At 43.0% G+C, this 15,402-nt stretch carries 12 protein-coding genes; 1 reads left to right on the top strand and 11 read right to left on the bottom strand.

Annotated elements, in window-relative coordinates; genetic code table 11:
- Nucleotides 1-2 precede the first annotated feature (2 nt).
- Nucleotides 3-3,176 (top strand): efflux RND transporter permease subunit, encoded by a 3,174-nt coding sequence (locus tag DFP77_RS10040; RefSeq protein WP_114412159.1) that lies wholly within the window; start codon nucleotides 3-5, stop codon nucleotides 3,174-3,176.
- Between the two features lie 124 nt (nucleotides 3,177-3,300).
- On the opposite strand, the gene DFP77_RS10035 is transcribed toward DFP77_RS10040, so the two are convergent.
- From DFP77_RS10035 to DFP77_RS09985, 11 genes are all read right to left on the bottom strand, one after another.
- A complete protein-coding gene (locus DFP77_RS10035) occupies nucleotides 3,301-4,473 on the bottom strand; it encodes an O-succinylhomoserine sulfhydrylase (protein ID WP_114412158.1) in 1,173 nt (390 codons plus the stop codon).
- 88 nt (nucleotides 4,474-4,561) lie between these two features.
- Nucleotides 4,562-6,070: an amidophosphoribosyltransferase gene (gene purF / locus DFP77_RS10030; RefSeq protein ID WP_114412157.1), complete on the bottom strand. Its 1,509-nt coding sequence runs from the start codon at nucleotides 6,068-6,070 to the stop codon at nucleotides 4,562-4,564.
- A 75-nt stretch (nucleotides 6,071-6,145) separates the two neighbouring features.
- Nucleotides 6,146-6,679 (bottom strand): CvpA family protein, encoded by a 534-nt coding sequence (locus DFP77_RS10025; protein WP_114412156.1) that lies wholly within the window; start codon nucleotides 6,677-6,679, stop codon nucleotides 6,146-6,148.
- 76 nt (nucleotides 6,680-6,755) lie between these two features.
- A complete protein-coding gene (locus DFP77_RS10020; RefSeq protein WP_258861119.1) occupies nucleotides 6,756-7,334 on the bottom strand; it encodes an SPOR domain-containing protein in 579 nt (192 codons plus the stop codon).
- Between the two features lie 3 nt (nucleotides 7,335-7,337).
- Nucleotides 7,338-8,594, bottom strand: a complete 1,257-nt coding sequence (gene folC, locus DFP77_RS10015) for a bifunctional tetrahydrofolate synthase/dihydrofolate synthase (RefSeq protein ID WP_114412155.1) — start codon at nucleotides 8,592-8,594, stop codon at nucleotides 7,338-7,340.
- A gap of 4 nt (nucleotides 8,595-8,598) precedes the next feature.
- On the bottom strand, nucleotides 8,599-9,465 hold the full coding sequence (gene accD, locus DFP77_RS10010; protein WP_114412154.1) for an acetyl-CoA carboxylase, carboxyltransferase subunit beta: 867 nt from the start codon (nucleotides 9,463-9,465) through the stop codon (nucleotides 8,599-8,601).
- 31 nt (nucleotides 9,466-9,496) lie between these two features.
- Entirely contained in the window at nucleotides 9,497-10,303 is an 807-nt protein-coding gene (gene trpA / locus DFP77_RS10005; protein ID WP_114412153.1) for a tryptophan synthase subunit alpha, read from the bottom strand.
- Complete coding sequence (gene trpB / locus DFP77_RS10000; protein WP_114412152.1) at nucleotides 10,300-11,511, bottom strand: tryptophan synthase subunit beta; 1,212 nt, start codon at nucleotides 11,509-11,511, stop codon at nucleotides 10,300-10,302. Before trpB ends, trpA begins: the two co-directional genes overlap by 4 nt.
- Entirely contained in the window at nucleotides 11,504-12,121 is a 618-nt protein-coding gene (locus DFP77_RS09995) for a phosphoribosylanthranilate isomerase (protein WP_114412151.1), read from the bottom strand. Before DFP77_RS09995 ends, trpB begins: the two co-directional genes overlap by 8 nt.
- Nucleotides 12,105-12,929: a tRNA pseudouridine(38-40) synthase TruA gene (gene truA / locus DFP77_RS09990; RefSeq protein WP_114412150.1), complete on the bottom strand. Its 825-nt coding sequence runs from the start codon at nucleotides 12,927-12,929 to the stop codon at nucleotides 12,105-12,107. The genes DFP77_RS09995 and truA overlap by 17 nt, the downstream gene beginning before the upstream one ends.
- Nucleotides 12,922-15,153 (bottom strand): motility hub landmark protein FimV, encoded by a 2,232-nt coding sequence (locus tag DFP77_RS09985; RefSeq protein ID WP_114412149.1) that lies wholly within the window; start codon nucleotides 15,151-15,153, stop codon nucleotides 12,922-12,924. Before DFP77_RS09985 ends, truA begins: the two co-directional genes overlap by 8 nt.
- Nucleotides 15,154-15,402 lie beyond the last annotated feature (249 nt).

The raw sequence follows: 15,402 nt of genomic DNA, 5'->3' as shown, positions 1-15,402 counted from the left end.
ATATGCAAGCATTAATTGAGGCCGCTTTAGCACGTTCTCGTACCGTCATGATGTTCTTCGTACTTATATTAATTATGGGGACGGTGTCTTATATCGAAATTGCTAAGGAAAACGATCCTGACATTACAATCCCCATGGCTTATGTGTCCGTATCACTAGAAGGTATTTCCCCTGAGGACGCTGACAGTTTATTAGTCCACCCTTTAGAAAAAGAATTAAAGGGCTTGGACGGCCTCAAAGAGCTGAAATCAACCGCTTCAGAAGGCCATGCCTCAATTATCTTGGAGTTTCTATCTGGCGTAGACATTGACCAAGCTATCAGCGACACCAAAGATAAAGTTGACAGGGCCAAAAGTGAGCTACCAAGCGATGCTGATGAGCCAACTGTATCCGAAATCAATCTGTCTACTTTTCCAGTTTTACGAGTTAATTTATCCGGTAATGTAGATTTCGGTACCCTCAGCCGCACAGCCAAAAACTTACAGGACGCTATTGAAGCGGTTGATGGTGTATTAGAAGCAAACATTAGTGGCGATAGAGAGCAGGAAGCTCAAATCATCATTCGCCCAGAGCAGCTTGAATCTTACAACTTATCCCTGAGTGATGTTGCTAACTTTGTTTCTAATAATAACCGCTTGGTGGCCGCTGGTAATTTAGATACGGGCGCAGGACGCTTTTCTCTAAAAGTCCCAGGTCTATTAAAAACCAAAGAAGACATTCTTAACTTACCAATTAAAGCAGATGGTGATCAGGTTGTTTTATTAGGCGACATTGCCACAGGTGAGCTAACTTTCGAGGATCCCAGCAGCTATGCGCGAGTTGAAGGCAAGCGCAGCATCACTTTAGGAGTCTCTAAACGCGTTGGCGCCAATATTATAAATACTATTGCGGCAGTCAAAAACGTCGTTGAAAACGAAAGTCAGCAATGGCCAAGTGGCGTTGAATATAACCTCACAGGTGACAAATCAACCGACATAGAAACCTCACTCAACGATCTCTTCAACAATGTTCTAGCAGCCACTCTATTGGTAATGATCGTAATTGTTTGGGCCCTCGGAATAAGAAGCGCTATATTAGTCGGCTTAGCAATCCCTGGGGCATTCCTAGCAGGCATTCTGATTTTAAACCTACAAGGCTTCACCATTAATATGGTGGTGCTCTTTGCCTTAATCCTCAGCGTAGGCATGCTTGTAGATGGCGCTATTGTAGTCACCGAGTACGCTGATAGAAAACTGGCTGAAGGAGCATCTAAACGACAAGCCTATAGCGAAGCAGCTAAACGCATGGCATGGCCAATTACCGCCTCTACAGCCACAACATTGGCTGTATTTATGCCACTATTGTTTTGGCCTGACATAGTTGGCGAATTCATGCGCTTTATGCCGATCACTATCATTGCAACACTGGCCTCTTCTCTTGTCATGGCGCTTATTGTGATCCCCACGATAGGATCGATTATTGGTAAAAAAGGCGCCTATAGTGATAAAACAATGCACGCTCTACGCATTACAGAGACGGGCGACCTTAGAGAGCTCACTGGCCCAACAGGGCTATACGGTCGAGTGCTGACACGCCTAGTCGAAAAGCCTATTTGGGTTTTAATGTTTACTATCGTTTTGCTAATTAGTATTTTCATGAGTTATGGAAAATTCGGTAAAGGCGTCGAATTTTTTCCTAATATTGAGCCCGAATCAGCCAACCTAGACATTCGTGCTCGTGGTGACCTCTCTCTTAAGGAAAAAGACACACTCGTTCAATTAGTAGAACGACAAGTTATCGGCACTCGTGAATTGAAAAGTGTCGTTGCTACAACCTATGCAACACCAGGTAATAATGTGGCACCAGATAGTATTGGCACCATTACTATGGAGTTTATCGAGTGGTACAAACGAGATTCAGCTAATGTCATTCTCGATAGAATTAGAGAGAAAACCAAACAAATCCCTGGTATAGAAGTTACCGCTGAAAAAGAGCAAGGAGGACCTCAATCTGGCGCCGATATCCAGTTACAATTAAGCTCTAATTACTCAGAAGCACTGAATATTGCAGCCGACGAAATAAGTAAACAACTACTGCTAAGAGATGAGATTCTGACAGTTAGTGACGATCGATCTCTAGCCGGAATTGAATGGCGTATTGATATTAACCGTGCCGAAGCAAGCCGCTACGGTGTTGATGTTACTAGTCTAGGTAATGTAATAAAGCTAGTGACGACCGGCATTACCCTAAGTGATTTTCTACCTGAAGGCGCAGATGACAAAATTGATATCGTGCTGCGCTATCCAGTAAATCAACGAAATCTGGACCAGTTGGATCAGCTACAGATCCCAACTAATCAAGGTAGCATCCCAGCTAGTAACTTTATCTATCGCTACGCTGCACCTAAGCAAGGCGTCATTAACCGCACTGATGGTAAGAAAACAATCAAAATTGATGCTGATGTGAAAGATGGTTTAGTTGTTGATGAAGTTATTAAAGCAATTAAAGTGAAACTCGATGCTGCGAATATTGATCAGTCGGTCCGTTACGACTTCCGTGGCAATACGGAAGAGCAGCAAAAATCGATGATATTCTTATTGAAAGCATTTGGGGTTGCCTTCTTTATCATGGCGATTATTTTGGTCACCCAGTTTAATAATTTCTTCCAATGCTTATTGATTTTAAGCGCGGTGATTTTCTCAACTATGGGCGTTTTGATCGGCTTACTGGCTAAAGGTCAGCCCTTTGGCATTGTCATGAGTGGTGTCGGTGTTATTGCCTTGGCTGGCATTGTGGTCAATAACAACATTGTTCTTATTGATACATTCAACGGTCTACGCAAGCAAGGCATGATGGTGCGTGAAGCAGCAATCCGTACAGGTGTTCAACGCCTCAGACCAGTAATGCTGACGACCATCACCACTATCCTTGGCTTAGTACCTATGGTGTTTCAATTTAATATTGATCTTATCCATCAATCTTTTAGTGTTGGCGCCCCCTCAGCACAATGGTGGACGCAACTTTCGACAGCTATCGCGGGAGGCTTAACATTCGCAACCCCTTTGACACTTATATTAACCCCGTGTTTATTAGTGCTGGGCTATAGGCGCAAAGAGCGAAAGCAACTAGAAGCACTACAAGAACAAACTATAGAAAAAGCCGACCAAACGACAGTCAATAAGGATGAAGAATCCTAAAGACGGCCCCTTATCAAATTGACTACATTCTAAGAAAATAAAAAAGCGGACTTAGATATTTTCTAAGCCCGCTTTTTTGAATCTTCACACTACTCACTGTAAAACAAAGTACATAAATGCTTTGTTATAGTTGTGCCAATGCCTGATCAACATCAGCAATAATATCGCCGATACCTTCTAAGCCTACAGATACTCGAACCAAGCCTTCAGCAATACCTGCCTTGAACTTCTCATCATCCGTTAATCGACCATGTGTCGTGGTTGCTGGGTGCGTAACTAACGTTTTTGTGTCGCCTAAATTCCCAGTAATAGACATCAACTTAGTGGCATTAATGAAAGTCCAAGCAGCCTTACGACCACCTTCAACTTCGAATGACAATAAACCACCAAAGTCTTTTTGTTGCTGCTTAGCGAGTTCGTGGTACTTATGACTTGGCAAGCCGCCATAGTTCACCTTCAACACTTTAGGATGAGTTTCTAAGAACTCGGCCAATTTCAATGCATTAGAGGAATGCGCCGTCATACGCAATGACAAGGTCTCAAGACCATTCAGTAGCACCCATGCATTAAACGGGCTCATGCATGGCCCTGCACTACGCATAAATGCTGTGAAAACATCAACAATGTCTTTACTAGAAATCAAGGCACCACCAAGACAGCGACCTTGGCCATCAATAAACTTCGTAGCAGATTGCATGACGATATCAGCACCTTGCGTCAGCGGATTTTGCAATGCCGGCGTTGCTAACACAGTATCAACACACAATAAGGCACCTTTGACATGAGCCAATTCAGCCACTCGAGCTACATCAACCACTTCGTACAATGGGTTAGAAGGCGTTTCGAAATAACATAAACGGGTCTTGTCGTTGATCGCCTCTTCCCATGCGGTATAATCTGTCGCATCTACATACACGACTTCAACGCCAAATTTCACGGTATAAGTATTAAAAAACTTAACCGTAGAGCCAAAAATATTTCGTGAACAGACAACACGATCGCCCGCACTTAACAAGCTATATGCCAGAGTCATTAGGGCTGCCATGCCTGAGCTGGTCGCTATGGCCGCTTCCCCCTTCTCCAATGCAGCAAGACGCTTTTCAAAAAGCTCTACTGTTGGATTGGTAAAACGAGAATAAACATTACCATCATCTTCGCCAGAGAATTTACCAGCCGCTTCTTCTGCGCTGGAATAGGCGAAGCTTGATGTCATGAAAATAGCTTCGCTGTTTTCTTGTTCCTGCGTTTGACGAGCGCCTGCATGAATGGCTTTCGTCGCATCATTATATTCCGACATTCGTGTCTCTCCAAAATTGCCTTAGCTGAAAACAACAAAGCCAGGCGTGACCTGGCTTTGTTTCGTAAGTCACTATCAAATGATTTTGCTACATAGGGTGCATCATGTCACTACCAGAAGCGACTTCAATTGAAGATTTCTGAGAGTCATTACGTGCATTCTCAAGGCGAGCAAGATAAGCACCATCAATATTGCCAGTGATGTATTTACCATCAAACACAGAAGTGTCAAATTCACGAACGTCCGAGTGTTTGTCATCAATACATGCTTCAATCAAATCAGCCAAATCTTGGAAAATCAGCTTATCAGCACCAATCAATTCGCAAATTTCTTCTACATTGCGACCATTAGCAATCAGCTCAGTTACTGCAGGCATGTCAATACCATACACGTTAGGATAGCGAACCTCCGGAGCTGCAGAAGCGATATACACTTTCTTCGCGCCAGCTTCACGTGCCATCTCAATAATCTCTTTACTCGTCGTACCACGAACAATAGAGTCATCAACCAACAATACTGTTTTGTCTTTAAACTCAAAAGGTACTGGGTTAAGTTTTTGGCGTACAGATTTCTTACGTACCGATTGACCAGGCATGATAAAAGTACGACCGATATAACGGTTTTTAACTAAACCTTCACGAAATGGGATATTAAGCGTTTGCGCTATCTGCAGTGCCGCTGTTCGACTCGTGTCTGGAATTGGGATAACAACATCAATGTCATGATCCTTCCATTCACGCTCAATTTTAGCCGCCAAGCGGTCACCCATGTTCATGCGTGCTTTGTAAACAGAAATACTGTCGATTACTGTGTCTGGACGTGCAAAGTATACATATTCAAACAAACAAGGACGGGCTACTTTTTTCTCTGTGCATTGACGTACATGTACATTGTGATTCACATCGAAGAAAATCGCTTCGCCAGGCTGAATATCGCGCTCAATTTTAAAGCCAGCTGCATCCAAAGCGACACTCTCAGAAGCAACCATGTATTCAACCCCCGCCTCAGTTTGGCGAGAACCATAAATCAACGGACGAATACCATCTGGATCACGGAATGCCAAAATGCCATAACCAGTAATCAAGGCCACAACGGCGTAACCACCTTCTATACGATTATAAACACGCTCAAGCGCATTAAAAATATCTTCCGGCGTTGGGATTAGCTTATTTTCCAAATGCAACTCATGAGCAAGAACATTCAATAACACTTCGGAGTCAGACGTAGTATTCACATGGCGTAAATCAGACTCAAATACTTCTTGCTTAAGCTTTTCGGTATTCGTCAAATTACCATTATGCGCAAGTGAAATACCATATGGAGAGTTAACGTAAAAAGGCTGAGCTTCTGCTGAACTAGAAGTACCAGCGGTTGGGTAACGAGCATGACCAATGCCAATATTACCGTGTAGTTTTTTCATATGACGAGTGCGAAATACTTCACTCACCGGACCATTGTCTTTGCGTAAGCACAAACGTCCATTATGGCTTGTTACCATACCTGCTGCATCTTGCCCGCGATGTTGAAGAAGGGTTAATGCATCAAAGATGGCTTGATTGACCATGGATGTGCCTACGACACCAACGATACCACACATGTTCTAAATCCTCGTGTTGGGGAATTGCGGCAAACACCGCAAGTTTCTATCTATTTTTGTTGTTACCGAGAACAACTAATTGCCAAGAGCACGATCAATGAGAGACGAATCCATAAGATCCGAGCTCTTGCCTAACATATCACGCGTCCAGTTATTCAACTGCCCCAATTGAGGAATCAATTGAGATGTTTTCCAAAACTCCGTTTTTTCTATTGCTGGGCTTAAACTCAACAACGCAACAAAAGCCACAACGACTAAGCCACCACGAGCAAAGCCAAACAACATTCCTAACACCCTGTCGGTACTCGACAAGCCCGTCACTTGAATTAAGGAGCCTAGCAAAAAGCTTACTAACGCCCCTACAATTAACGAAGCGATAAAAAGCGAAACAAAAGAAACAATATATCGAATTTGATCATTTTGAACTTGATCAATTAATAGAGACTGCATTTGATCAGAAAATTTTACCGACACCACAAAGGCCACAACCCAAGTTAGCAGGGATAAAACCTCTTTCACAAACCCTCTTTTTAAACTCAAAAGAGTAGAAAGAACTACTACTGCAATAATCAACCAATCAACAGTCGATAGCGAACTTACCTGCTCCATGAAAACCTCTAAAAAATCGCTGCGGAGTTTAACAGACGCCTAACTTTTTCCAAACACTGCAAAATAAATATTCAGCTTAATTAACTGAATATTTCACAACAATGCCGCTCAAACTAAACTCTTTTTTAATTTCATCTCGCAGTTTATCGGAGACTTCACGCTTCAATTCTGGACCAACATACACTTTATAAAGCGAGTTGGTCGTAAGGCTGTATGCATCGTACTTAGCAGCCTTAAGTTTTTCTACCAATCGGGTAGCATTGTCTTTGCTTTTGAACGTGGCAATTTGCAATGTCCAGCGATCAGCCACTACCGTAGGTGTGCGTTTCTCAACAGGCGCTTTTACTTGCGGTGTCGATACTTCTGGTTGAGCTGCACTAATCTGAGAAACATCTTTTGCCGCTTTTGGCACAGGTATTAATTCAATATTCCCAGTGTCACTGCCTGAGTCTTGCATAGACGCAACAGGTAAGCTGTCAACAGGTTGAACAGGGGCAATTTCAATAGTAGGAAACGCCGGGGGCGACGTTACTTGAACCTGCATATCCAGTTCTTCCGGACGTTCTCCGTCTAGGATTAATGGTAGAATAATCGAGGCGGATAACACCATAATCCCTGCACCAATAAGCCTATACATAATGGTTCTATCTATCATAAATCACTCTTCCAATTGACCGAGCGCCAAATATTCTGAGACGGTTACAAAGGAGCCAAAAACAATCACAGGGCACCCAACTTGCTTTGCTTGCGTTAAAGCTGCCTCAAAGGCACCTTGAACAGAGCTGAAAGCATTAATATCAAAAGACGGGCTATGGGAATGCTGCACAATATACTTATTAAGTTCATTGGCTTTCGCACCCCTTGGACCAGGTAAATCACAACAAAACCAGCTAGAAAAACTATCAGCAAGATAAGTCATCACACTATTAATGTCTTTGTCTTTTAACATGCCACAAACAGCAATTGGCTTGACAGGCAAATGTTTTATGCGCTGCGCCAGCTCCAAAGCCGCTTCCGGATTATGTGCGACATCAATATAAACATCAGGTGAAGAAGCTACTTTCTGAAAACGCCCAGTTAGCTCTGCTGTACTAAATAGTGTCTCAAGATCTTCCTGAGATGGGGCAAACCCCATATACACTAAGACAGCGAGAACAGTAGCAGCATTCTGCAAAGGCAATGTAGGAATCGGTAAATGCTCATACTGAACACCACCTCCGACCCATGACCATTCATGCTCGTTACTGTCAAAGGTATAATCCACTCCCTTTTGATGTAGCCTAGCGCCAATTTCTAACGCGGTGCTAGCAATGGTCTCAGGAGGATTCACCACACCACTGATCAATAATTTGTTTTTTCTAGCTATACCTGTTTTCTCTCGGGCAATAACATCCAAATTATCACCAAGCCAATCGACGTGATCCAACGCGATAGAAGTCACAACAGCAACGTCAGTATCGATCATATTGACAGAATCCAATCGCCCACCCAAACCAACTTCTAGAACCCAATAATCCAATTCGCTTTGATCAAAAATCCACAAAGCCACCAGAGTACTAAATTCAAAATAGGTAAGAGTTATGCCTTCACGTGCCGCTTCTACAGCTTCAAATGCGCGACACAAAAGATCGTCATCACAAGAAGAGTTATTAAGAGCAACACGCTCATTGAATCGAAGAAAATGAGGAGAGGTATAAGTACCAACAGAATAATTTTGACTACATAAATACTGTGTCAGCATGGCACAAGTCGAACCTTTGCCATTAGTGCCAGCCACAGTAATCACATTGACTTTAGGTCTAGATAAATTCAATCGAGCTAATACAGCATTCCCTCGTTCTAGACCTAGCTCTATTTCAGAGGGATGTTGGCTTTCAATGTATGAAAGCCAACTCGCTAATGACGTGTGCGTCATCTAATTAAGCAACCTTATTATTGGTAAGCAAAGATAAGATATTAAATAAACGACCGCGCATTTCATCACGCTTAATAATCATATCAAGAGCGCCCTTATCAAGCAGGAACTCACTACGCTGGAAGCCTTCTGGTAGTTTCTCACGTACTGTTTGCTCAATTACACGAGGACCAGCAAAACCGATCAATGCATTTGGCTCAGCAACGTTTAAATCACCTAGCATAGCCAAAGAAGCAGATACACCACCGAATACAGGGTCTGTCATCACAGAGATGTATGGAATACCTTCTTGCTTCAAACGCTCAAGGCCGGCACTTGTTTTAGCCATTTGCATCAAAGAAATCAAAGCTTCTTGCATACGAGCTCCGCCACTTGCCGAGAAGCAAATAAGAGGAATGCGTTTTTCTAAACAAACATTTACCGCTTGGATAAATCGCTCACCTACAATGGCACCCATAGAGCCGCCCAAGAAGCTAAATTCAAATGCTACAGCAACAACAGGCATACCGTTCAAGACACCCTGCATAGCAACCAAAGCATCTTTCTCGCCAGTTGCTTTTTGTGCATCCGCGATACGGTCTTTATAACGTTTTGAATCTTTAAACTTCAATTTATCTTCAGGCTCAAGATGTGCGCCGATTTCATGACGACCTTCTTTGTCCAAAAAGATATCCAAACGACGACGTGCACTTACACGAAGATGATGCTCGCACTTAGGACAAACATCTAAATTCTTTTCTAGCTCGGGACGATATAAAACGTTTTCACATTTCGGACACTTCTTCCAAAGACCTTCAGGCACAGAACCTGTGCTGCGCTTTGATTCACTGCGCACAATGGAAGGGACAAATTTATCTAACCAGCTACTCATTTAATTCTCCATATCTCTCGTTGGCTGCCGCTTAAGCGTCCATTTCATTACGCATTGGTAATAAAATATCTTTTAAAGCGCCAGCTATATATTCTTTTTGATGATCTTTATTTTCGGCAATGGCATTAACCAACACACTACCTACAATGACCCCATCAGCACATTGACTGACTAACGCTGCTGTTTTCGCATCACGAATACCGAAGCCAACACCAATCGGTAAGCTAGTAATTGCACGCAATGAATCAACATGTTTTTTAACACTATCTACATCTAACTCAGCAGACCCAGTCACACCCTTAACGGAAACGTAATAAACGTAACCTGTCGCCAAATCACAAATTTTCTTAGCACGCGCTGGTGTCGTAGTCGGTGAAAGCAGATAAATAAGATCAATTTCATTCTCTCGGAAGCATTCTACTACATCTGTCGCCTCTTCTGGAGTCAGATCTACTAATAAAACGCCATCAACACCCGCTTCTTTTGCGGCATTTGAAAAAGCTTGATACCCATAAAACTCAATTGGGTTCAAATAGCCCATCAAAACAACCGGAGTGTGAGTATTCTTTTTTCTGAAGTCCGCAATAATTTGCAATACTTTTTTAACACTTGTGCCAGCAGCTAAGCTTCGCTCACAAGCCAACTGAATAACTGGACCGTCCGCCATAGGATCAGAAAATGGCATGCCTATTTCAATCACATCAGCACCCGCATCAACCAAGGCATCCATCAGTGTTACTGTATAATCAGGACTAGGATCACCAGCGGTAATATACGGAATGAGCGCCTTTTTACCAGATTTTTCTAAATTTTCAAAACATTGTTTAATGCGGCTCATACTTCAATCCCATCCAATTCTGCAACGGTAAGAATATCTTTATCACCACGCCCGGAAAGATTAATTACAACTATTTCATCTTTCTCCATCGTCGCAGCGAGCTTCATGCCATAAGCAACAGCATGACTTGATTCAAGCGCAGGCATAATCCCCTCTAGACGAGTAAGATCTCTGAACCCTTGCATCGCTTCATCATCATTAATTGCTACGTAGTTAGCACGACCAATATCTTTCAACCAAGCATGTTCAGGGCCCACGCCCGGATAATCTAAACCCGCAGAAATAGAGTGCGTGCCAATAATTTGGCCGTCATCATCCGCCATCACATAAGTACGATTTCCATGAAGAACACCAGGACGACCAGCACTCAATGGAGCGGCATGACGGCCAGTTTCAATGCCATCACCGCCCGCTTCAACGCCATACATGGCAACACTTTCATCTTTGATGAATGGGTGAAACATACCAATAGCATTTGAACCACCACCAACACAAGCCACAACAGCATCAGGCAAGCGGCCTTCGTGCTCTAGGCATTGCATTTTGGTTTCACGACCAATTACAGCCTGAAAATCTCGTACCAATTTCGGGTATGGGTGAGGACCGGCAGCAGTACCTATAATGTAAAAAGTATCATCTACATTACCAACCCAATAACGCATGGCTTCATTCAGAGCATCTTTCAACGTTTTAGTACCAGATTCAACAGAAATAACCTCCGCCCCTAGCAGCTTCATGCGATAAACGTTTAGTGATTGACGGCGAATATCTTCCGCTCCCATAAACACCTTACACTTCAACCCCAAACGAGCAGCCACTGTTGCAGAGGCTACACCGTGCTGACCAGCCCCCGTTTCTGCAATAATATTTGGCTTCCCCATGTGCTTGGCGAGCAAAGCCTGACCAATAGTATTATTTATCTTATGAGCGCCAGTATGATTTAAATCTTCGCGTTTTAAGTAAATCTTAGCCCCACCGGCTTTTTTAGTCAGACGCTCAGCAAAATAAAGCGGAGATGGTCGGCCAACATAATGGGCTAAGTCATAATCAAACGCGGCTTGAAAATTACTGTCTTTAGACAAGCGTTCGTACATTTCGGATAGATCTTCCAAAGCGGACATCAATGTCTCAGAGACAAAGATTCCACCGTAAGAGCCAAAACGGCCATGAGAATCTGGTAAATCTAGATTAATATCGTTGCTATCCACACTTTGCTCCACGAATAAATTCTTGAACCTTAGGCTCGCTCTTAATGCCTTTTGACAACTCAACGCCACCACTTACATCTACAGCGTAAGGGGAAACCCGTTCTATCGCTTGTTTAATATTCTGTCCTGTTAAACCACCTGCTAGCACTATCGGCTTCGATAAGCCTTCAGGAATTAAACACCAATCAAACACCTCGCCAGTTCCACCTGGCACGCCCGCTTTATAAGCATCTAACAAGATAGCCAGAGCACTTGGGTATTGATCAACCAAAGCTGAAACATTGTCCCCTTGCTTGACCCGCAAAGCCTTCATATAAGGGCGCTTATATCGACAGCACTCGGACTCGGATTCCACACCATGAAATTGAATCATCCAACGTGCATTTGCACTAACCACAGACTCAATTAGCGATGCACTTGCATCAACAAATAAAGCAACGGGCGTAACAAAAGGAGGCAATTGCTCGACAATAGAATTGGCCGTTTCTGGCGAAACATACCTTGGGCTTTTTTCATAAAAAACAAAACCAATAGCATCCGCGCCATGCTTACAAGCCATCATTGCATCTTCAAGGTTTGTTATTCCACAGATTTTAACTCGGCAATTCATAGCTAGGCTCGTCTACATAGGGTAAAAAATGAGGACCTAAATGCAGTTTAGGCACATTGAAAACATCAGGGTATTGAGCATCGACAAAATACAGGCCTGTCGGTGGCGCCGTAATACCACCTTTAGTACGGTCTTTCGCATCTAAAGTCTGTTTTGCCCAAGATACGGGTTTTTCTCCCGCCCCTATAGACATTAACACGCCAGCAAAATTTCGAATCATATGATGCAAAAAGGCGTTCGCCCTGACATCTAGAACAATATACTGACCGAGTTTTTGTACGTCAAAGTTAAGAATGGTACGGATGGGGGTATTGGCTTGACAGCCAATAGCACGGAAAGAAGAGAAATCATGAGTACCAAGAAACACTTCCGCAGCCTCTTTCATTGCATCAGCATCAAGTGTTTTATATGTCCAAGTTACCCCCTTTGCCAATATTGCAGGGCAAAAAGGAGAAGAATAAATAACATAACGATAACGACGGCTTAATGCGCTAAAACGGGCATGAAAGTCTTCTGAAACATAGCTCGCCGCGACAACGGTAATATCAGAGGGGAGATAGGTATTAACGCCTATCGTCCATGCTCGCTCATTACGCTCAACATCCGTCTCAAAATGAACAACTTGCGCACTTGCATGAACACCAGAGTCGGTTCTCCCTGCGCAAACCACCTTAACAGGGTGATTTGCAATAACCGCTAACGCTTTTTCTAAATTCTCCTGAACACTTGGAACACCAGATTTTTGTGCTTGCCAGCCCTTATATTCAGAGCCATTATATTCAACAACCAGTACTACTTTTTTAGTCACTTGGGAACATTCGCTCCATCATATTCTGCGCTTCTGCGATTTGTTTTTCATTGCCGGAGTCAATAACATCTTCAAGGATCACTCGCGCGCCCTCTTCGTCACCCATATCCATATAGGCTCTTGCTAGATCTAATTTGGTTGCAGCTTCATCACCACTGGCATCAAAGAAGTCAAACCCCTCTTCTTCATCGCTAACTTCTTCATCTTGTGCCGCTTCAGCTTCCCCAAAAGATGGAACCTCCATCTCCTCTTCTTGCTGCGCTTCCGCTAAAGACTCTTCAATAGAGTTAGCCAATGTATCGCTTGGAGAACCACTAAAAACAGCTGATTCATCGACATCATCTTGCTCTTCTTCATCAACGTCGTTTAATAAACTTGATACAAAGGACTCTTCTTCACTCTCAGCTTCATCAGCAATAGGATCTTCATCAACCTCAATGGGTTCAGGCGTTACTGTTGGAATGTCATCTTCTTCATCAAACGCTTCTAACTCATCAAAATCATCCGTATCCTCTAAATCCGGCAAAGTATCAGTTAGCCCATCATCCCCACCAAAGGAATCAAAAATATCCTCAACGCTTTCTTCGGAATCCTCTTCAAGAGCACTTTCAAACTCATCCTCAACTGCTGAGTCATCTTCATCTTCGAGCGCGTCATAAGATGGCTCTGTTGAAGCTACGTCTTCTCCAAATGAACCAAAGTCAAAGTCCGCTAAGTCGTCATCTTCATCTGGAGTGTCAAAATCAAATGCGAACGGATCTTCCTCCTGAGGCTCTTCCGCCACATCTGGCTCTTCCGCCACAGCGGATTCAGTTGCCACGACAGCAGCAACTGGTGCCACTGCAGCAGCAGGGGAAAGGTCAAATTCATCCTTTTTTGATGAATCTTGTTCCTCCTGTTTCTTTCCTGAGCGACGCATAACCAAGCCGATTAAAAGTCCAATCAGCAATAAAACAACCGCACCTATAGAGACAACAATAGGGTTACCGAAAACTTTATTTACAAATGAATCCGCTTCCGCCTGTTCTTTCTCTCTGCGTATCTGATCTGCTTCTAATAACTGATCAACGGTATTCTTTTGCTCTTGAAGAGCTTGTTGAGCACTAGCAAACTGTTGCTGTAAATCTGCCATTTGCTTGTCTTTCAAGCTAATAAGCTTCTCTAGCGTCTCTAACTGCTTATTCAGATCACCAAGTTGATTTGATAACTCTGCTTTTTCTCTTTGTTCTTTGTCGAGCATCTCTTTTGATGCAGATAGCTCATTCTGCATAGCACTCATTGAGGCACTAGAACTTTGTCCAGCATTTGAGCTAGCCATATTCTCAGGCAATAAGCTTTGACCAGACGCTAGCGTTAATTTATCGCCGCCAGCACCAGCTGTACCAGCAGCGGCTTTCGCTTTTGCTTGAGTATTCAATTGAGCCTGTTCAACAGAAGCACCAGATTGAGAGCTTTTTAGAGCCATCCAAGCATTATGCTGTCGCTGAAACTCTTCTTGTGAAATCGACTTATTGAAAAGAGCAATCTGCTCTTGTGTTGGCAAGCGTAAAATTGCACCTTCTTTAAGAAGGTTTATATTATCAGAATAAAATGCGTCTTTATTGAGAGCCTGTATTGCCATCATCGTCTGATAAATAGTCAGCTGATTGGTTGGGCGGTTTTGCCCAGCAATAGACCAAAGAGTATTACCCTTGACCACATTTAACTGGCCTTTAGGAGACATTCTCTCAGCAGACAAGGTTGCTTGACGAAAAACTGAATTGGAAGCAGAAGCTGCTTGCTGTGTAGACACTGCAGTCGATTGAACGACATCTTCTTGCGTTTTTTTCACCAATGCAGATTGATTCAGGGGCGTTTGATATTCTCGAACAAGTTGCCCACTTGGCCAACGAGCCGCTAAAACAAAATGAAGCTCATCAACCCTTAAGGCTTGGTCAGACGAGACAGAAACAGCCAGTCGACCATTCTCTCGGATCACATCAAATTTTAGCTGGGATAATACTCTAGTTGGTGCAAAACCCGCTTGACGGAATTCACTCTCACTGCCTAGACGAATTAAAATATCATTGTCAGTTAATGCGCCTACATCGGAAAGCTCTATTCGTCCGCGATAAGGCTCGCCCAAATTTGATTGAGAGGTTAACTCACCCAGTTCCAATGCGTAACTGCTGGACACATACAACGCGCCTGATACAGCAATACTAACGAGGGTTTTTCTGAGCATAAGCTTCCCTTTATTTACAAATAATGGACATAAATATCTGAACAAGTATCTTACACAGGTGACTATTTATCAATAGCTTTAGAATCAATGGTTTGCACTAAATGTAAGAGAGGTACAAAAAATCCAAAAGTAACGTTTTTGAATGACTAATTCTCACTTTAAAAACATACAGTTTTCATAGTCAAAAAAACAACACCCTACCAAAATATGGTAATAGCAACTATAGCACATCGCCAAAAGTTCTCAGCC

Origin of the sequence: Marinomonas foliarum (genome assembly GCF_003337275.1) — a bacterium.
Lineage (GTDB): Bacteria > Pseudomonadota > Gammaproteobacteria > Pseudomonadales > Marinomonadaceae > Marinomonas > Marinomonas foliarum.
Note: the sequence above shows the minus strand (reverse complement) of the source record. Positions and strands in the feature narration are given on the sequence as shown.